General features: G+C 39.4%; 21 protein-coding genes. 7 read left to right on the plus strand and 14 right to left on the minus strand.

Annotated features, from left to right (window positions below; all coding sequences use genetic code 11):
- The first annotated feature begins 105 nt into the window (after positions 1-105).
- Entirely contained in the window at positions 106-990 is an 885-nt protein-coding gene (locus J8L73_RS10920; RefSeq protein WP_211017016.1) for a LysR family transcriptional regulator, read from the plus strand.
- Between the two features lie 83 nt (positions 991-1,073).
- Positions 1,074-1,694 (plus strand): 2OG-Fe(II) oxygenase, encoded by a 621-nt coding sequence (locus tag J8L73_RS10925; RefSeq protein WP_211017018.1) that lies wholly within the window; start codon positions 1,074-1,076, stop codon positions 1,692-1,694.
- A gap of 34 nt (positions 1,695-1,728) precedes the next feature.
- Here the strand turns inward: J8L73_RS10925 and ubiA are convergent, their stop codons facing one another.
- Complete coding sequence (ubiA, locus tag J8L73_RS10930; protein ID WP_211017025.1) at positions 1,729-2,607, minus strand: 4-hydroxybenzoate octaprenyltransferase; 879 nt, start codon at positions 2,605-2,607, stop codon at positions 1,729-1,731.
- Positions 2,604-3,143 (minus strand): chorismate lyase, encoded by a 540-nt coding sequence (locus tag J8L73_RS10935; protein WP_211017027.1) that lies wholly within the window; start codon positions 3,141-3,143, stop codon positions 2,604-2,606. Before J8L73_RS10935 ends, ubiA begins: the two co-directional genes overlap by 4 nt.
- Before the next feature lie 156 nt (positions 3,144-3,299).
- Between J8L73_RS10935 and J8L73_RS10940 the strand changes: the two genes are divergently transcribed.
- Complete coding sequence (locus J8L73_RS10940) at positions 3,300-3,698, plus strand: flagellar basal body-associated protein FliL (RefSeq protein ID WP_211000894.1); 399 nt, start codon at positions 3,300-3,302, stop codon at positions 3,696-3,698.
- Between the two features lie 4 nt (positions 3,699-3,702).
- Here J8L73_RS10940 and glpG read toward each other — a convergent pair whose 3' ends face one another.
- The 6 genes from glpG to J8L73_RS10970 form a co-directional block, all read right to left on the minus strand.
- Positions 3,703-4,521, minus strand: a complete 819-nt coding sequence (glpG, locus tag J8L73_RS10945) for a rhomboid family intramembrane serine protease GlpG (RefSeq protein ID WP_211017030.1) — start codon at positions 4,519-4,521, stop codon at positions 3,703-3,705.
- On the minus strand, positions 4,518-4,835 hold the full coding sequence (gene glpE, locus J8L73_RS10950) for a thiosulfate sulfurtransferase GlpE (RefSeq protein ID WP_211017039.1): 318 nt from the start codon (positions 4,833-4,835) through the stop codon (positions 4,518-4,520). Before glpE ends, glpG begins: the two co-directional genes overlap by 4 nt.
- 67 nt (positions 4,836-4,902) lie before the next feature.
- Complete coding sequence (gene tdh / locus J8L73_RS10955; RefSeq protein WP_211017078.1) at positions 4,903-5,928, minus strand: L-threonine 3-dehydrogenase; 1,026 nt, start codon at positions 5,926-5,928, stop codon at positions 4,903-4,905.
- A gap of 50 nt (positions 5,929-5,978) precedes the next feature.
- Positions 5,979-7,172, minus strand: coding sequence for a glycine C-acetyltransferase (locus J8L73_RS10960; protein ID WP_211017041.1), 1,194 nt, complete (start codon positions 7,170-7,172; stop codon positions 5,979-5,981).
- Positions 7,173-7,329: 157 nt separating this feature from the next.
- On the minus strand, positions 7,330-7,890 hold the full coding sequence (gene gmhB / locus J8L73_RS10965; RefSeq protein WP_211000898.1) for a D-glycero-beta-D-manno-heptose 1,7-bisphosphate 7-phosphatase: 561 nt from the start codon (positions 7,888-7,890) through the stop codon (positions 7,330-7,332).
- Entirely contained in the window at positions 7,890-8,948 is a 1,059-nt protein-coding gene (locus J8L73_RS10970; RefSeq protein ID WP_211017043.1) for a glycosyltransferase family 9 protein, read from the minus strand. Before J8L73_RS10970 ends, gmhB begins: the two co-directional genes overlap by 1 nt.
- Before the next feature lie 124 nt (positions 8,949-9,072).
- Here J8L73_RS10970 and J8L73_RS10975 point away from each other — a divergent pair, with 124 nt between their 5' ends.
- Positions 9,073-9,795 carry a 3-deoxy-D-manno-octulosonic acid kinase gene (locus J8L73_RS10975; RefSeq protein WP_211017046.1) on the plus strand — a complete coding sequence of 241 codons (723 nt, stop codon included), beginning with the start codon at positions 9,073-9,075 and terminating at the stop codon, positions 9,793-9,795.
- Here the strand turns inward: J8L73_RS10975 and J8L73_RS10980 are convergent.
- Positions 9,784-10,866 (minus strand): glycosyltransferase, encoded by a 1,083-nt coding sequence (locus J8L73_RS10980; protein ID WP_211017047.1) that lies wholly within the window; start codon positions 10,864-10,866, stop codon positions 9,784-9,786. The two genes, J8L73_RS10975 and J8L73_RS10980, sit on opposite strands and share 12 nt — an antisense overlap.
- Positions 10,866-11,936 (minus strand): glycosyltransferase family 1 protein, encoded by a 1,071-nt coding sequence (locus tag J8L73_RS10985; RefSeq protein WP_211017050.1) that lies wholly within the window; start codon positions 11,934-11,936, stop codon positions 10,866-10,868. Before J8L73_RS10985 ends, J8L73_RS10980 begins: the two co-directional genes overlap by 1 nt.
- Before the next feature lie 211 nt (positions 11,937-12,147).
- On the opposite strand from J8L73_RS10985, the gene J8L73_RS10990 reads away from it, so the two are divergent.
- A complete protein-coding gene (locus J8L73_RS10990) occupies positions 12,148-13,653 on the plus strand; it encodes a capsule assembly Wzi family protein (protein WP_211017080.1) in 1,506 nt (501 codons plus the stop codon).
- A 75-nt stretch (positions 13,654-13,728) separates the two neighbouring features.
- Here J8L73_RS10990 and hldE read toward each other — a convergent pair whose 3' ends face one another.
- Complete coding sequence (gene hldE, locus J8L73_RS10995) at positions 13,729-15,168, minus strand: bifunctional D-glycero-beta-D-manno-heptose-7-phosphate kinase/D-glycero-beta-D-manno-heptose 1-phosphate adenylyltransferase HldE (protein ID WP_211017052.1); 1,440 nt, start codon at positions 15,166-15,168, stop codon at positions 13,729-13,731.
- Positions 15,168-15,758, minus strand: a complete 591-nt coding sequence (locus J8L73_RS11000) for an SIS domain-containing protein (RefSeq protein WP_211000904.1) — start codon at positions 15,756-15,758, stop codon at positions 15,168-15,170. Before J8L73_RS11000 ends, hldE begins: the two co-directional genes overlap by 1 nt.
- Positions 15,759-15,940: 182 nt before the next feature.
- On the opposite strand from J8L73_RS11000, the gene waaA reads away from it, so the two are divergent.
- Positions 15,941-17,224 carry a lipid IV(A) 3-deoxy-D-manno-octulosonic acid transferase gene (gene waaA, locus J8L73_RS11005; protein WP_211017053.1) on the plus strand — a complete coding sequence of 428 codons (1,284 nt, stop codon included), beginning with the start codon at positions 15,941-15,943 and terminating at the stop codon, positions 17,222-17,224.
- On the plus strand, positions 17,221-17,769 hold the full coding sequence (locus J8L73_RS11010) for a DUF1415 domain-containing protein (protein ID WP_211017055.1): 549 nt from the start codon (positions 17,221-17,223) through the stop codon (positions 17,767-17,769). The genes waaA and J8L73_RS11010 overlap by 4 nt, the downstream gene beginning before the upstream one ends.
- A gap of 32 nt (positions 17,770-17,801) precedes the next feature.
- Here J8L73_RS11010 and J8L73_RS11015 read toward each other — a convergent pair whose 3' ends face one another.
- Complete coding sequence (locus J8L73_RS11015) at positions 17,802-18,131, minus strand: YdbL family protein (RefSeq protein WP_211017082.1); 330 nt, start codon at positions 18,129-18,131, stop codon at positions 17,802-17,804.
- Between the two features lie 10 nt (positions 18,132-18,141).
- A complete protein-coding gene (locus J8L73_RS11020; RefSeq protein WP_010556932.1) occupies positions 18,142-18,339 on the minus strand; it encodes a YnbE family lipoprotein in 198 nt (65 codons plus the stop codon).
- Position 18,340 lies beyond the last annotated feature (1 nt).

An 18,340-nucleotide genomic window follows, 5' to 3' on the forward strand; every position in this document is an offset into this window, starting at 1 on the left:
GCAAATGTATTTCAGTATTAGATTTTTACTTATTTTTAGTATGGAAATTAGTAACAATTTGATGCTCGTAGTAACTACGACTTACTTATAAAAAGGGACTATAAAGTGAGATTTGAACAATTAGAGCAATTTGTAGCGCTTGGTGTGTTACGTCATTTTAGACAAGCTGCTGAACAAACCCAAATCAGTACTTCCGCGCTTACGCGCAGCATTCAAACTCTTGAAGATGAAATGGGACACGAACTAGTAAAACGTTCAACCCGTTCCGTTAAATTAACGCCTGAAGGTGAACTTTTCCTAGATTACGCCAAAAACACGCTTAGCGAACTTGAACTAACTAAAAAACGTATTTTTGAATCAGTGAATGGGAATGTCAACGAAAAGCTAGTAATTGGCTATACCAACAAAGCAAGCAGTGTAGTACCTATTTCATGTGGGCAATTTTTGGCGCAGTACCCTCATATTAAAATTGAGATGCAGCTGCAAGATCAACAAGAACTAACTCGTAAACTGCAACAAGGTGAAATAGATATAAGCGTTTATTCGCAAGCCATAAATAGCATTGGTAGCGATATCCACCTTCCAGATCAACTCGTTTTATTTGTTTCAGCAAATCACCCTCTTGCACACAAAAACGATATTAGTAAGCAGGATCTTGATAGTTACCCTATGTATGGCTGCTTTTCTCAATCGAAACAAGTCCAAACTATGCTAAATGAATCTATTGACTCTTTAAATAAATCGTCAAGTATAAAAGTAGGTAGTATTGAGCAGGTAATTGCCGGTGTTGTAAAATCTAATCACTTTGCAATTGCGAGCATTGAGCATGCAAATACAATTGCTGAGCACTCAAACTTGGTGCAATTAAAAACGAATAAAGACTTAAGCCATGAGCAACTTGTGGTACAAACAAGTCAACAAACAGCGATTAGTGAGCATGTAGAGCATCTGCTGTCACTTATAAAAAAAGCGGGTACTACATTTAGCTAATAAAAAAAGTGCGGCATAATAAACAATAGCCTTTAGCTATTTTTAGGCTACACTGTCGCACCTTTTTTAAACAACTGACATGAATGAACACACTTTTTAGTTCCGATGTCTATTTAGATGATATAGAACACCAAGGTTACGTCATAATTCATAATGCGCTTGTTGCTGAATTAATTAACGAGTTAGTAGCCGATTGTCACCGAATAAACCCTCACTTTAGTCTTGCTGGTATTGGCCGTTTAAACGATTTACAAATAGATAAAACTATTCGTAAAGATAAAACCTACTGGTTTGATGGCAGCTCTCAAGCACAGCTTACCTATCAAGCCATTATGCAAAGTATAAAAACAACACTAAACCGTAATTTTTTTATGGGGTTATTTGATTACGAATGCCACTATGCAAAGTACACTTATGGGGATTTTTATAAAAAACATATAGATGCATTTAAAGGGCGATCTAATCGCGTATTTACAACGGTGCTTTATTTAAATACACCTGAGCAAGGTGGTGAACTTGTTATTTATAAACCTAAAAGTAAGGAAGTAGAAATAACGATTAAACCAACCGCAGGCACATTAGTTATGTTTGAAAGCGAGCGCTTTGCTCATGAAGTATTACCCGCCGTTGATGAGCGTTACTCTATAGCCGGGTGGTTTAGAAAAAACGCTTCTATAAGCGGTATTATAGACCCACCAAGGTAGTAATAATAAGTAGTTTAAAGCCTGCCTAGAAGCTTTAAACTGCCATTGGATAAGATACTAGTAACCCTATAAAAATAGCTAAGCCCACATAATGATTATTTAAAAATGCTTTAAAGCAATCACTTCTATCGCGCTTATGAATAAGTGTTTGCTGATAAATAAGTAAGCCTGCAGCAACACTCAATCCAACCCCAAATGCCACGCCTAAATTGTTACTTAATCCAACAAAAGCAACAATTGCGACAAATACAGCATTTAATATAAAAATAATATGGCGATCCAATTGACCAAATAAGATAGCTGTAGACTTTACCCCTATTTTTAAATCGTCATCTCTATCGACCATTGCATACATAGTATCGTAGGCTACGGTCCAGCAGATATTAGCAATGAATAATAGCCATGCTTGCGGCGGTACAAAATTAATTGATGCCATATAGGCCATTGGAATTGCCCAGCCAAACGCAGCACCTAAAACCACTTGGGGTAATTGAGTATAACGCTTCATAAAAGGGTAACAAAATGCTAAAGCAAGCGCCCCAAACGACAATAATATAGTGTTTATACCCAGTAACAGCACGAGTACAAAAGCAATGATAATAAGCAGTGCAAATAAGCTTAATGCTTCACCAGCGCTTACTTGCCCAGTAGCGAGTGGCCGCCCAGCAGTGCGCTTAACGGCTCCATCTATTTTTCTATCTGCAAAATCGTTAATAACGCAACCGGCGCTGCGCATAACAACCACTCCAAGTGTAAATACAATAAAATTAAGCAAACTAGGCATACCGCTATTGGCAAGCCATAAAGCCCAGTATGTAGGCCACAAAAGTAATAAAGTACCTATTGGCTTATCAATACGCATTAGTTGAATATAAAAAGGAATATGCTTGATATGCAATGAGGCTAATTTCATGAGTACAAATACGCTCCTGGTAAAAATACTTCGCACACTAAAAATTTATATTCGTGTAGGGAAAAAACACTACGACGCCCTAAAAGATCTCTGTTTGGTAAGTTTAGCAACGTCACTAATTGTTGTATTGAATGAGAGAAGTTGAAAGAGGCTATTTCTATTTCTGTGCGCTTTAATGCAGGGTCTTGAAAAATCACATCCCCTAACGGACGCTCCCCAATATTATGCAACGGATTGCTTGCATCGCTTTTAGGTAACCAGCTTTGAGCATATACCATAGGTACGTTATCGCACAGTAAAATAACTTCTCGATTAATTGCTGTTTGAGTAGCACAACTTAGCAAATGTTGTTGCTCAGGACTTAAAGTAAATAGTTGCTCACTTAACACTTTCACACTAAATATTTGTGATTTACTTTTTAATTTAGCGGTTAAAGAATTTGGCTCAAATAGCCATTCTTGTTCAGCAGAAGATAAATCACTTACAGATGAAGTGGACTGCCAATTAGCAGAAATAGACAAGGGATAAGTAATCACAATAGCTCGATAAAATAAAAACCAACGCGATGATAACATTGCCAAAGCATTTGAAAAAGTGATGTTTTATTGCCGATAAATAATTGCTTGGCGCTGTTTATTACCTACTATTAAGTATAAACTATTTATAACTGGTTTACGGAAACGCACTGAATTATGAAAAAAATAGTACACGCATGTATTTTTACAGTTTTAGCTAGCATAATGAGTCTGACTGCCCGTGCGGAGTCGAGCGTAGGATACTTTGGTTTTGAGCCAGATATAATCACTAACTATATTGGCGCCTCTAGTAAAAAAATGGGCTATGTACGGGTTACTATTGATTTAATGCTAACCGATACTTCAGACATTGCTATTGTTGAGCACCATACACCATTACTGCGTGATGCCTTAGTTGAAATACTATCAAAAGAGCCTGAAGAAAAAATAAAATCGTTAACTGGTCGTGAAGAGATCAGAGCAAAATGTGCTGAAAAATTAAAAATGTTACTCAAAGAAGAAACAGGTCAAGAGATCATCCGTGAAGTCTTGTTTACTAAATACCTGTATCATTAGAGAGCTATTTTTTTGCATTAAACATATTAGCGGTAAACGCATAGGCCATGCCGCTTAAAAGCCCACCTAAGTGCGCCCAGTTTGCCATACCAACAAATAACACATCAGCAAAACCAAGTACTAACCAAATTAACATAAAGCCAATAATTGGCGTACTAACAAGCGCTGGCTGCTTTGGATTTAAATAGCTATGGATCCAGCAAAAGCCTAATAACCCATATACCACACCACTTAAGCCACCAAAATTGGGGCCTACAATTAGGTACTGAGCCCAGTTGCTAATAAGCGCAGTTGCAACAAAAAGTCCTACTAAGCTAATTTTCCCACACTGTTTTTCAATATTATCACCAAGCGACATCCACCAAATTAAATTAAACACTAAATGCATAGCACTAAAATGCACGAGTGCAGGCGTAAGCCAACTTAATGGCTGAGCTGGATTAAACTGAAGTACTGTATATATTTGCTCAAAGCCACCCAATAAAAATGCAAAATAAATAATTACACTTATGATACTTACTGCTTGGTTCAACCAGCTAAGCGCTTTAAACCGAGCCATTAAATTTAGCGACTGACCTTGATAAGTAAGCCCTGATTGCGTACTTCCTACATCCCAAGAGGCTTGCTGATAGCGCACATGATTAGGGTTTTGTATAAACTCATCCCATAAAGGTTGTACTTGATGAAAATGCTCAGGATTAACGCTAATTATTACAGTGCTACCATCAGAGGAGCTTAATTGCCCTTGTAAACCTTGGCTTTTTAAATAATCTATAAAGCCTTGTGCGGCGCGCGGGTTATTTAAACTGCCAAGCTCAATCATCTCTCTACTTTCTCACTATATGCAGCTTCCCATGCAGTAAAACCGCCGTCCATACTGTATACATCTTCAAAACCTTGCTCAACTAAGTAACTTGCAGCACCTTGTGAGCTCATGCCGTGGTAGCAGACTATAATAATAGGTTGGTCGAACTCTTTTTCCATCATAAATTGAGCTATATTTGCGTTTGATAGCGCTTCAGAGCCTGGAATATGCCCTGCTTGATACGAATTTTGATCGCGTATATCTGCAATTACTACGTCTTCTTTATCTAACAGCTCATGCGTTTGCGCAATAGAAATATGTTTAAATGCCATTGAAATCTCTTTAATAAATTAAATAAAAAAGGCGGCCATAGCCGCCCTTCTTGTAATTTTTGTGGAATTAATCCCAGTTTAAAATTACTTTTCCTGACAGACCTGAAATCATCATATCAAAGCCAGCTTGGAAGTCATCTACAGAATACTGATGCGTTATGATTGGATTTAGATCAAGACCTGATTGAATCAAACTTGCCATTTTGTACCAGGTTTCGAACATTTCACGACCGTAAATGCCTTTGATCACTAAGCCTTTAAAAATAACTTGGTTCCAATCTACCGCCATATCTGATGGCGGAATACCTAACATGGCAATTTTACCACCATGGTTCATGTTATTGAGCATAGAATTAAATGCACTTGGCACGCCTGACATTTCAAGACCAATATCAAAGCCTTCTGTCATGCCTAAATCGATCATTACATCTTCAAGCTTTTCGTTGGCTACATTTACAGCACGTGAAGCCCCCATTTTACGGGCAAGCTCTAACCGATATTCATTTACATCAGTAATTACTACGTGGCGTGCACCTACATGTTTTGCAACGGCTGCAGCCATAATACCAATTGGACCTGCGCCTGTTATAAGGACATCTTCACCTACTAAATCAAACGAAAGTGCTGTGTGTACAGCATTGCCAAACGGGTCAAAAATAGACGCTAACTCATCAGAAATGTTATCTGGAATTTTAAACGCGTTAAATGCAGGGATCACCAGGTACTCTGCAAAAGCGCCTTCGCGGTTAACGCCAACACCTGTGGTATTACGACATAAATGAACACGCCCAGCACGGCAGTTTCGACAATGCCCACAAGTAATATGGCCTTCGCCAGATACGCGGTCGCCAACAGCAAAACCACGAACTTCTTGCCCCATATCAACCACTTCACCTACATATTCGTGGCCAACTACCATAGGAGTAGGAATCGTTTTACTTGCCCATTCGTCCCATTTGTAAATATGGACATCGGTTCCACAAATAGCCGTTTTGCGAATTTTAATAAGCAGATCGTTATGGCCAACTTCTGGTTTTGGCGCATCTGTCATCCAAATGCCCGGTTCTGCTTTTAATTTAGATAATGCTTTCATCATTAACACTCAACTAAAAAACCGAGGACTGGCCTCGGTTTATGAAAAATTTAAATAACACCCATTTCTTTACCAATGCGGGTAAAGGCAGCAATTGCGGTATCTAATTGCTCAATGCTATGCGCTGCTGATATTTGCGTACGAATACGGGCTTGGCCTTTTGGTACAACTGGGAATGAAAAACCAGTCACATAAATGCCTTCTGCAAGTAATTTATCAGCCATCAGTGATGCTACTTTAGCGTCGCCTAACATAACAGGGATAATTGCATGGTCTTTACCTGCACAGGTAAAGCCTGCAGCTTCCATTTGCTCACGGAAGTATTTAGCGTTTGACCAAAGCTTAGCGCGAAGTTCACCGCCATTTTCTAGCATTTCTAGTACTTTAATTGATGCTGTAACAATCGAAGGCGCCAAAGAGTTAGAAAACAAGTATGGACGAGAGCGCTGGCGTAACCATTCAACAATTTCTTTTTTACCCGATGTATAACCACCTGAGGCACCGCCGAGTGCTTTACCTAGAGTACCAGTGATTATATCTACTCGGTCAAGTACGTTACAGTACTCAGGTGTACCCTTACCGTTTTCGCCAACAAAGCCAACCGCGTGAGAGTCATCAACCATTACAAGTGCGTCGTACTTATCGGCTAAATCGCACACGGCTTCTAAATTACAAATTACGCCGTCCATAGAAAACACGCCATCAGTGGCTATTAGTTTTGTTTTAGCACCGGCTTCGTCTGCAGCAATAAGTTGTTTTTCAAGATCGGCCATGTCGTTGTTTGCATAACGAAAACGCTTAGCTTTACATAAGCGTACGCCATCAATGATTGATGCATGATTTAATGAATCAGAAATAATGGCATCTTCCGCACCTAAAATTGTTTCAAACAAGCCTGTGTTAGCATCAAAACAAGAAGAGTATAAAATGGTGTCTTCGGTTTCTAAAAATGCACTAATTTTTTGCTCAAGTGTTTTATGAATATCCTGCGTGCCACAAATAAAGCGTACCGATGCAACACCAAAACCATGGTCGTCTAACCCATTTTGAGCTGCTTTAATTAGCTCTGGGCTATTGGCTAAACCTAGGTAATTATTGGCGCAAAAGTTGATTACTTTGCCTGATGCAACTTCTATCTCTGCTTGTTGCTGAGACTTTATAATACGTTCGTTTTTATACAAACCTTCGGTTTTTACGTCTTCAATTTGCTGCTGTAGCTGGCTAAAAAAAGCAGATGCTCTCATCTGTGGTCTCCATTTAATTGAACGGGTAAACAGGTACTGTTTAATATGGTGGGTATTGTAAAAGTTTCATGAGTAAAATGCACGGTTTGCAGTTTATAGAAAACATGCGAATTGGCAGGAATTCCTGCCACTTTACACGCGAATAAACAGGTTAGGTTTATAGGGTTATAAACGCAGGTAAATCATTTATTGAATCAATTACTAAGTCAGCGTGTTGCTTTGCGTTTTCATCAAAGCATTGACCTGAACGTACAAGAACGCGTGTAGCAATATGCGCCTTTTTTGCAGCTTGCATATCGCTAAGTTTATCGCCAACCATAATGCAGTGCTTGGGGTTGATGTTATGCTCTTTAATGCCTTGTAGTAACATTCCAGGGGCCGGCTTTCTGCAATCACATTGCTTTAAATATTCGGGCAACGCTTTTTTAGGGTGATGCGGGCAAAAATAGACATCGGCAATTTTAATGTCGTGGTTACTAAATTGCGTTTTCATCCACTGGGTAAGCGCTATAAAATCAGCCTCGGTATAATAACCACGCCCAATGCCTGATTGGTTTGTAACAACTATAATTTTATAGCCCGCATCATAAAATTTTTTACAGGTGCTAAAAATACCATCAATAAATTCAAACTTTTCACTTTGATATACGTAGCCGTGATCTACATTTACAACCCCATCACGGTCTAAAAAAAGCGCTTTATTTTGTTGTAAACTCATCACAGTGACTCTTTTTTTACAACATGGTCGAACATTGCTTTAACGCTATTTATGGTTATTTGACTCATTAAATCGTCACCTTTAACGCGAGTGCCCCACGGTACTTGCTGCGCAGTTTTACCTGTTTGTTTGAGTAAATTTTGGTGATAAACCTCAACTACGTAGTCTTGATATAAATAAGGGCCTGTGCGTGCTGGGTTTGAGTGGGCATATAAACCAATAACAGGCGTGCCAACGGTTACCGCCATGTGAGCCGGGCCGGTATCTGGGGCTAGTACTAAATCAGCTCTTTTTAAAACGCATAACAACTCTTTAAGTTTTGTTTTACCAACAAGATTTAAAATAGGACTATTACAGTGTTTTATAATATTGTCTGCTAAGTTAATTTCAAGCTCGGTAGGTCCGCCCGTTAAAATAACGTTAAAACCCTGCTCGTTCGCGTAATCAGCAAGTGCGGCATAGCGTTCAGGCAACCAATTACGCTGAGCTTTACTTGCAGCTGGCGATATAACAAATAGCTTGTTGGCTAAATACTCTTGCCCTAATAACTCATCGGCTTTGCTTTGATCTTGTGCGCTATAAGGCATCTGCCAAGAAGGCATATAATCATCTACGCCAATTGCATTGGCAAAACCTTTAAAGCCCTCTAATACGTGTGCCTCATTCTGTGGGGCTATACGTTTATTTATAAATAAGCTGTGCAGCTCTTTTGAGCGCGCCCAATCAAAGCCTAATTTTACTTTAGCCGGAATACAGCGCGCAACAAAGCCTGCTCTTAGTGCCACTTGCATATTAAGAAGTACATCAAACTGCTTGCCTTTAAAGGTGTTTTTTAATTTTTTAAGTGCATCCTTACCTTGTTTTTTATCAAAAACCACCAGCTCAACACCTGGTAAATCAGCAAGTAACATGGCTTCTATTTTACCCATTACCCACGTTATATTTGCATTAGGGTGCGCTTTTTGAATTGCTTGAACAGCACTCACCGCATGACATACATCACCAATAGCAGAGAGTCTTAAAATACAAATAGAGGAGTAATTAGACACTTGAGTCACGCATTCCGTTAGGCTTTAAATAAGTATGCTGGGATCTTAAATTATACTCGCGTTAATGCAAGCACTTATCCTGCGCCATAAAACACGTTAATATAGACATCTTATTGAATTATTTTAACGAGCTATGTTTAAAACACTAACGCAAGGCAAGCACACTATTTTAAGCCACCCAGATTATTTTAACCTTATTGATATAAACTGGTTTGATGCAAATTATTGGCAACAGCAAAATAAAATAGTAGGCGCTAAAAAAGGTCGTGCTACAGCATGGTTTTTTAAACACGATAATTTAATCGCTGTACTTAGGCATTATTGGCGTGGCGGTTTGGTTGGCAAGGTATTAAGCGATCAATACTTTTATCCAGGCCTTGAAAGCACCCGAGTGTATAAAGAGTTTAGCTTAATGATTAAACTTATTGAGCTTGGCCTAAATGTGCCAAAACCCATTGCAGCTAAAGTAAGCACAAGTGGTTTGATTTACCGAGGAGATATAATTACACAAGCCATAAGCGGCGCTAAAAGCCTACTCGACATTTTAATTGAGCGTCCTTTAAATAGTAGTGAGCTTGAAAATATAGCCAACACTATTGCGCAATTTCATAAAAAAGGGGTGTATCACGCCGATTTAAATATCAATAATATTTTATTTAATGAAAAAGACGACGTATATATTATCGATTTTGACCGAGGTGAAATTAAGCAGCCAAACGCACAGTGGCAGCAAGCTAATATAGCTCGCCTTGCGCGTTCATTTTTAAAAGAACAAGGCCGTAATAATAACTTTTACTGGCAAAGTAACGACTGGGAAACTTTGCATACTCTTTATAAACAAAAACTAACGACGTAAAGCTAAATACTGCTGGGCAACGTGTTCAGCACTCACTTTTTGCAAAATTTCCGCATTTTCTACATTAGGTTTATTTGCTAAAACTTGCTTTATTTTAAGTGCTAATTGTTCGCTATTTCTTATAGGTACTAAGTAGTTCGCCAGTTCGCCAGTTAGTATTTCGCTTGGTCCAAAGGTGCAGTTAGTACTCACTACAGGCGTACCTACGGCTAGTGCTTCGAGTAAAACGTTACCAAACCCCTCAAAATCAGAGCTTAAAACTAGCGCCTGCGCGTGTTTAATCCAGTTATAAGGATTTTGCTCAAACCCTGGCACAATCAGCTGTTCTTCAATGCCATACTCTTTTGCAAGCTTAAATGCCTTTGCTGGTTTATTACATAAAAGTACCAATTTGTATTTCTTATCAAGCTTTGCAAATGCTTTAAATAAAATATCGTGGCGTTTTTGTTTAGCTAAACGACCCACATGAATTAAATAAGGAGAGTTAGGGATTTTCGTATTAAGCTCATCAGACTGACGCTTGATATCTTCTAAATTAAATGGATTATAAATAGTGGTTATTGCACTTGGCATAATTAAATCGCCTTGGGTGATTTCTTGCTCTACCCCTTTTGATACACAAACTAGTGACTTACCATTTAAGTTTTGCTTTGATTTTTTAAGATAGCGATATGAAAACGGCCCTAACTTTTTTTGCCTCGCAAGCTCTGCATTTACTGAGTTATGCATAATAAAATGCACATTTTTAACTGCACTTTTAGCGAGTAAATTATTACTTCTATCAAGGTTTGAAAGCACTAAATCTATCACGCCTATTTCCTGCTGTTTAGAACTAAACCAGGCCTCTAACTTTGCTACACTTTTATTTATCTTCCAAAAACGGTCTACTTTAGTCGCTTTATCAGAAAATAAACTTTCAACCTTTAATTGCTCACGAATTGTATATTCAAATTTATTAGCTAAAGACAATATGGTTACACAATGATCCTTAATAAGCTGCTCGGCAAGGGTAAGCATTACTTTTTCAGCGCCGCCACCCGCTAAAGAATCTATTACAATTACAACATTCACTATTTTGCCTCCATCAGCATTTTTTTTACGCCTTGGGTAATAACTTTATATCCTTGTGCGGTTTCAAACTGAGAGTATTTATTTAAAAGCTCTTCAAAATGAGGCTCTAAAAGTAGATCATTTACTTTACTCACTATGTCGCTTTTATCAAAACTAGCTTTAAGTACTACACCTGTACTTTCACAGCTAGTTAGACGTTCATTCTGATCTTTTGAAATAGCACAAGCAACAGTAGGAGTTTTCACAGCAATAGCTTGCAATAGGGTATCGCCTGCACCTAATAGTGCAAATTTAGCTTGTTCCAACAGCGATAAAAACTCACTGTTATCCATACTTGGGAGATTAATTACAGCTCTCGATTTTGGTAAAGTTTTACTATAGTTAGGGCCAAAGATCACTATACCCTTTAACCCTGTCTTAGCCGATATTTGCTCTGCAGCAGCAAAAAAAATATCTGCGCAATTTTCGCCATTGAATATATGGCCTCCAGATCCTGCACTAACAATAAAATAATCTTTTTTGTCGAGTTTATAACTATCTAAAACTTGCTGAGTTTGTTGCTTTGAAGAAAACGCGATATAAGGCCCCACATTTTGGGGCATAGCTAGCGAAAACATATCTATTTTGGTTTTTTCTGCCCAGCTAAGTGGCTCAATACAATAATCGGGTTGCACTACCCAATGACTATCTATTAAATTAATACGATTAAGTTTTAAGCCTTTAGCACGTTTTTTTGCGTGCTGAGAAATAAACACTACTTTTGCGCCGACTTTTTTAGCCGCCTTCATATGTGCAGCGCGCCCTGCGCAGTCAAAGATTACAACATCTGGTTTATATTCCGTTATAAATCGACATACCTTATCAAGCTCTTTTGTTGGCGAATGTTCAAGTAAAGTTGTGTCAAATGGGCAGCTTTTTGCGTAAATAGCATGCTTATTTAAAATAAAATGTATATCAAGGGGATTTGAGCATTCGCTTTCAAGGCTTTGAGCTAACAACAACGAGCGCATGTATTCACCAATTCCTTGCGGTGATGATACGGGTATAAATATAAGTCGTTTATTGCTCATTGCATTCTCTATTTCCTATTTGTACAGCAGTATATCAACACCTTAGTTTTTGCGATAGATAGGTTACATTTTTATACATTAAATTAACGCTATTCTTTTGATTATTTACTGCAATAGCCGCACGAGGTTGGTAAACTTAGTCGCAATCTTAATCACAAGGATCTGAACTTTGCGAAATAGAATCTTTCTACTTTCTTCTCTTTTTTGCGCTATGAGCGCATCAGTAACAGCAGAGCCCTGGGTAAAACCAGACGACTACGGTCTCAGAGCCGATATTCAACAGCTCGCTGATGCTGGTGTTATTTTAGCGCCCGTAACCACCTATCCACTAATGTGGAAAAGCTTTATTGGCGAAGTTGAATCTACCAAGCTTGAATTGTTAGCACCAAGCCTACAGGATGCTCTTCTTCGCGTAAAACACCGTTATAAATCAGAAAATAGTAGCTCGCACAGTGTGCAACTTTCTGCGTTTGCCGCATCAGACCCAATTGTAGCCACTAGTTTTGGGGCCACCAACACACAAGAATCTGAGCTTTCAGCAGCTTACGCCTACCTTGGTGATAATTTTGCAGCTAAAGTTGCTATAAACTACCGAAACGATGGTAAGCAATGCTTAGTTGTTGGCAAAACAATAGATGATATAGCCGCCAACGAGCAAGCGCTTGAAGATTGTAATGACACCTCTCTTGACGATAGCTATTTAGCATATCGCTTAGGGAATTGGATTTTTAGAGCTGGCGCAGTAGAACAGTTTTGGGGACCCGGTGTTGATAATAGCTTAATTATGTCGGGTAATGCTAAGCCTTTACCTGCCTTTAGTGTTACGCGTGAGCAAAGCACGGCATTTGAAACGCCTTGGTTAAGTTGGCTTGGTCAATGGAGCTTTACCGCCCAAATGGCAAAGCTAGAATCAACCCGTGTAATACCTGATGCGCTACTTTGGAGTAGCCGTGTTAATTTCCGCCCAGTCCAACAGCTTGAAGTTGCCTTAAGCTGGTCTGCGCAGTGGGCCGGTGAAGGTCAACCAAGCTCAGCAGGTGATTTTATTGATGTTATTACTGGGCAAACTAACTGTATTGACGGCAATGAAAATTGCGATAGTGCCTTAGATTCTAAGATAGGTAATCAGCTTGCCGGTATTGACGTTCGTTGGTCTGATACCTTATTTAGTCACCCGTATGCCATTTATGTCAGTACAATTGGCGAAGATGCCAGCTCTCAATTCAAACCAGCCGATCGCGCTTACTTATTTGGTGTACAAACGACCCAACGTATTTACAGCCAAAATATACTCGTGAACGTAGAATACATAGACACAGGTGTATCTTGCTCAGCAGAATCAAACAATGAAAACTGCTATTACGAACACACAGATTATAAATCGGGCTATCGTTACCATGGACGCACCATAGGTTCAACCTTTGATAACGATGCACAATCAGTGGTATTAACAGTGCTTGGTCAACTTTCAAACGGCGATGACTGGCAAGTAAAGCTTCGTAGTGTTGATTACAACAGCGATAATCGTGACCGCTATCCTAGTAATCCAGATTTAGGTAATACAATTACTAAAACGGGTTATAACTCAAAACAGGTTGAACTGCGTTACAGACAGCTTGCAATGGGTGGACGTTTAACACTGGGCACTTTTGCATCGAACAATGATGGCGCTGAAAACGACACATCAGCGTTTGCTAAGTACGAATATAACTTTTAAAAAATTGTATGCGTAATAATAAAAAGGGTTGAAAACGCAGTTTTCAACCCTTTTTATTTGAAACAAATATCTATATCACTGCTTTATTTTACTAATCACTTTTGATGTAGAGCAACCATCTAAAAACGTCAGCACTTCTACTTTTCCACCATGGCGCAGGACATGATCGGCCCCTGCTATTTGCTCTACAGTATAATCGCCACCTTTTACTAAAATATCAGGGCTAATTTGCTCGATTAATTTAGCGGGCGTGTCGTTCTCCTCAGCGCAGCCAAAGGGGATTACCCAATCAACAGAGGCAAGTGCACTTAATACCATTGCGCGCTCATCAAGTGGGTTTATTGGGCGCTCAGGGCCTTTTAAACGGGTAATAGATTCATCATTATTTAACCCTACAACGAGCCTATCGCCGCGCGCTTTAGCTTGTGCTAAGTAGCGCACGTGGCCTGCGTGTAAAATATCAAAACAACCATTGGTAAATACAATGGTTTCGCCGTTTTGTTTTGCAAACTCAATATGCTGCAGCACATCATCAAATGGGGTTTGATAGTGCTCACCATTAGTGTGTAAGTATTGGCCAAGCTTTTGGCTTAACTCTTCTGGTGACACTGTAGCTGCCCCCAGTTTACTTACCACAATGCCCGCAGCTAAATTGGCAATTTCTACCGCATCTTTAGGGGCCATACCTGCACCAAGCATTACAGCTAAAGTTGCAATTACCGTATCGCCTGCACCAGTTACATCGCTTACTTCTAACTGCTGAGCTGCAAAATCGTGTTTTTCATCGGCATCAATTAGTGACATGCCTTGCTCTGAGCGTGTAAGTAGCATGGCTTTAATACCATTTTTACTAATCAACTCACGGGCACTTTGCGCTAAAATTTCTTCAGAGCCTGTTTTACCACCCGCTAAATTAAACTCATGCAAGTTAGGCGTTATGTAGTCTGCACCTTCGTACAAGTGTAGGTCTGGCGATTTAGGATCGATAAGTACGGTTTTACCCGCCGCTTTTGCAATACTCACCATTTCTTTAATTAAACTGAGTGAGCCTTTACTGTAATCAGAAAACACTACAAAGTCGTACTCATCAAGCACCAGCTCTAAGCGATTTAATAACAGCTGACTATGCTGCTCAGTAAATGTCTCTTCTAAATCAAGGCGCACAAGTTGTTGATGGCGGCTAATAACGCGCATTTTAGAAATAGTGGGTAAATCACATACGCTCACAAGCTGTGAGCTTATTTTTTCACCTTTTAAAATTGTTTCTAAAATTTGCCCGCTTTCATCCTCACCAATTAAGCCAAGTAACCCAACTTTGGCATCAAGCCTAGCAATGTTTTTAGCAACATTGGCTGCGCCACCGGCTTTGTCTTCAAACTTACTTACCTTAACAACAGGTACAGGCGCTTCTGGCGAAATACGCCCAGTGTCACCGTACCAGTAGCGATCAAGCATTACATCGCCCACCACTAAAATACGTGCTTTAGATAAGTTTTTTAATAACGATAAATCCATTACTGCTGCTCCGCAACAACCATATCTATGGCTTCACATAACCAATGGCCAATAAACATATGCGCCTCTTGGATGCGTGCTGTTTCATCGTTTTTGATAATAATTGGCAGCTTGGCAATATCTTTTACTTTTCCGCCATCACGGCCTGTTAATGCAACAGTAAATGCCCCAATTTTATTGGCGGCTTCAAGTGCTAAATTAATATTTGCACTGGTACCTGAGGTTGTTAAACCAATGACTAAATCTTCTGGTTTACAAAGCGCCTGAACTTGGCGCTCAAACACGGTATCAAAATGGTAGTCGTTACTGTGCGCAGTAAGAATTGACGTATCGGTTGTTAATGCCATAGACGCAAGCGGTCCGCGCTCTAATTTATAACGTACTACAAATTCGGCCGCTAAATGCTGAGCATCCGCTGCACTTCCGCCGTTACCAAACCAAATAACCTTACCACCAGCTTGTAATGCACTATGGCATGCTTCTAATAACTGCATAGACTCTTGATGATAAGCCTCCATCGTTTCAAATAAGGCTTGATGACGGTTTAAACTTTCAACGTAGCTTGTTGCCACAGAATCGATAATTGACATGAAAAATTCCTCTAGGAACTGAAATGGCAGGAAAAAATTAAATCCATTATTCCACAGTTTTATTTAGTTGTGTGCATTTTATAGGAATATAGCTGAACTGGAGCATAATTTAGTGCTTCACATGTTCAGAAATTATCACTTTCGCGTTAAACTAAGGGCACTTACCTCAATAAAAGTTCAGTATGGCACGCATTTTTTACTCATTCGCATTAATTTTAATTAGCCCGCTGATTGTATTTTACTTATATGTATTAAGAGGTAAAAAAAACAAAGGCTACCGCGCACACTTTAAAGAGCGTTTTGGCTTTGTGAGCAAAAGCTTATGTACAAGTAAAGGCAAACCGTTAGTTGTGCACTGCGCTTCTGTAGGTGAGGTGCTTGCAGCTGCACCACTTATTAAAGCGCTGCAAAAACAACACCCGCAGCTCAATATACTTATTACCTGCAATACGCCTACCGGGCGCGAGCAAATAATTAATCAATTTAAAAATACCGTGGCGTGTAGTTATTTACCTATGGATTTTCCTTTTTCGACCGCTCGATTTTTAAAACGTATAAACCCACAAGCACTATGCATATTAGAAACCGAGCTTTGGCCCAACTTAATGGCAATAAGCCATAAAAAAAATATTCCGGTATTGGTACTTAATGCACGCTTGAGCGAAAAATCGCAACAAGGGTATCAAAAGGTTGCTAAGTTAACGCAAATAATTATGCGTTCAATCACGGTACTTGCAAGTCATAATAAAAAAGATGCAGAGCGGTTTATTGAGCTCGGTTTAACCCCCTCAAAAAGCCATGTTACAGGCTCAATTAAGTTTGATATAAGCCCAAGCAATGAGCAGCTAGCCTCAGTTGCAAACCTTAAAGCAGGATATAAAACCCAAGAGCGGTTTGTATGGGTAGCAGGCTCTACTCATCCACCTGAGCACGAAATGATATTAAATGCCCACCAGCAACTATTAAAAAAATACCCAAATGCACTTTTAGTTATTGCCCCTCGACACCCTGAACAGTTTGATAAAGTAGCCGACACGTTAGCTCAAAGCCCGCTGAGCTTTAGCCGTCGTAGCAACAATAACTATCAAAATGAGCACGTAATATTGGCCGATACACTTGGCGAGCTGCAATGTTTATATGGGGCTGGTGATGTAAGTTATGTAGGCGGTAGTTTAATTCGCCGCGGCGGGCATAACCCACTTGAAGCTGCAGCTTTTTCAGTTGGTGTTATAACTGGCCCTCATACGTATAATTTCGATCATGTATATCCTGAGCTTATAAAATTAAAAGGCGCTGTAGTTGTTGAAAATACCGATGAACTTGCTACACAATTAATTAATTTCAGCCAAAACACTAAGGCCTGCAAAACCTTAGGGAATAAAGCGCAGCAGTGCGTATTAAAAAACCAGGGCGCCATTAAAAAAACATTAACCATAATTAATCAGTATTTAGAGCCACAAGCATGACCAATTTAGCTATTACTCAAACCCGTGAGTGGGTATCGTCGGTTATTGTAAAATATAACTTTTGCCCATTTGCCCGCAAAGAAGTTGAGAACAACTGCATTCATTATGTGCTTAGCCCAGCAGTAAAAATTGATGATGCGGTAATGGATATGCTTGAGCAATGCACGCAGCTTGATCAAAATCCAGAGCGCGAAACCACATTAATACTGTTTGATAAAGGCTTTAGCGATTTTGAAGACTTTTTAGATTTAGTTGATTTAGCCAACGCGCTACTGGTTGCACAAGGCTTTGAAGGTAAATACCAAATTGCTAATTTTCACCCTGACTACGTATTTGCCGACAGCGATGAAGATGATGCCGCAAATTACACAAACCGAGCCCCCTATCCTACACTGCATTTAATTCGCGAACTAAGTATGAGCGAAGCGCTTGAAAGCTACGACGAGCCAGAATCTATTCCGGAGCACAATATTAAACTTGCTAGGCGAAAAGGTATCGACTTTTGGCAGCAGCTTTTAGAAGGCATAAAAAAACCGAGCGTATAATCACTCGGTTTTTAAGTAACTCAGTTAATATATTACTTTTTAACCCAACTGCCATTTACTTCAACATAATGACCGCTTTGGGTTTTTTTGATAGTTTTAGCCGCTGCGAGTGCTTCTACTTGGGCGAGCGATAAATTGTTCTTTTTAGCTAGTTTTAAATACTGAGCTTTGCGCTTTGCATTAATTTCTTCGACAACGGCTTTCGCCTCGCTATTTTGTACAACTAAGCCTAAATAACCCGAACTGTTCTCACCCACTAAGCCTTGGTTTTTAGCGTCATCTAAACTAATCGCCCACGCCGAAAACGACATACACACTGCACCAATTAAAGTGGCAATACTTAATTTATTTTTTATAGTCATCATTTAGCTCCTAAAATAATTCACTGTCGTCACTGAACAGGGTATCGAGTTCTTTATCCACCTTTACACGAATTTCGTGATCTACCTTTACATTAAGGTTGATAGTTATTGGCTCTTTAGCTGCTACTTCTACTCTGTGTGTACATGCGCTCAATGCGCTAATAGCAGCAAGGGCAATGATCGCCTTAATGCTTAACGAATTTTTCATC

Source organism: Pseudoalteromonas sp. MMG006 (assembly GCF_018101025.1).
Taxonomy (GTDB): Bacteria; Pseudomonadota; Gammaproteobacteria; order Enterobacterales; family Alteromonadaceae; genus Pseudoalteromonas.

Coding starts and splice junctions, on each gene's coding strand:
- J8L73_RS10990 (WP_211017080.1), top strand. CDS start 12,148: ATGAGCGCATCAGTAACAGCAGAGCCCTGGGTAAAACCAGACGACTAC.
- glpE (WP_211017039.1), bottom strand. CDS start 4,835: ATGGCATTTAAACATATTTCTATTGCGCAAACGCATGAGCTGTTAGAT.
- J8L73_RS11010 (WP_211017055.1), top strand. CDS start 17,221: ATGACCAATTTAGCTATTACTCAAACCCGTGAGTGGGTATCGTCGGTT.
- hldE (WP_211017052.1), bottom strand. CDS start 15,168: ATGGATTTATCGTTATTAAAAAACTTATCTAAAGCACGTATTTTAGTG.
- tdh (WP_211017078.1), bottom strand. CDS start 5,928: ATGAAAGCATTATCTAAATTAAAAGCAGAACCGGGCATTTGGATGACA.
- J8L73_RS11000 (WP_211000904.1), bottom strand. CDS start 15,758: ATGTCAATTATCGATTCTGTGGCAACAAGCTACGTTGAAAGTTTAAAC.
- J8L73_RS11015 (WP_211017082.1), bottom strand. CDS start 18,131: ATGACTATAAAAAATAAATTAAGTATTGCCACTTTAATTGGTGCAGTG.
- J8L73_RS10960 (WP_211017041.1), bottom strand. CDS start 7,172: ATGAGAGCATCTGCTTTTTTTAGCCAGCTACAGCAGCAAATTGAAGAC.
- J8L73_RS10975 (WP_211017046.1), top strand. CDS start 9,073: ATGTTTAAAACACTAACGCAAGGCAAGCACACTATTTTAAGCCACCCA.
- waaA (WP_211017053.1), top strand. CDS start 15,941: ATGGCACGCATTTTTTACTCATTCGCATTAATTTTAATTAGCCCGCTG.
- ubiA (WP_211017025.1), bottom strand. CDS start 2,607: ATGAAATTAGCCTCATTGCATATCAAGCATATTCCTTTTTATATTCAA.
- J8L73_RS10925 (WP_211017018.1), top strand. CDS start 1,074: ATGAACACACTTTTTAGTTCCGATGTCTATTTAGATGATATAGAACAC.
- gmhB (WP_211000898.1), bottom strand. CDS start 7,890: ATGAGTTTACAACAAAATAAAGCGCTTTTTTTAGACCGTGATGGGGTT.
- glpG (WP_211017030.1), bottom strand. CDS start 4,521: ATGATTGAGCTTGGCAGTTTAAATAACCCGCGCGCCGCACAAGGCTTT.
- J8L73_RS11020 (WP_010556932.1), bottom strand. CDS start 18,339: ATGAAAAATTCGTTAAGCATTAAGGCGATCATTGCCCTTGCTGCTATT.
- J8L73_RS10985 (WP_211017050.1), bottom strand. CDS start 11,936: ATGAGCAATAAACGACTTATATTTATACCCGTATCATCACCGCAAGGA.
- J8L73_RS10940 (WP_211000894.1), top strand. CDS start 3,300: ATGAAAAAAATAGTACACGCATGTATTTTTACAGTTTTAGCTAGCATA.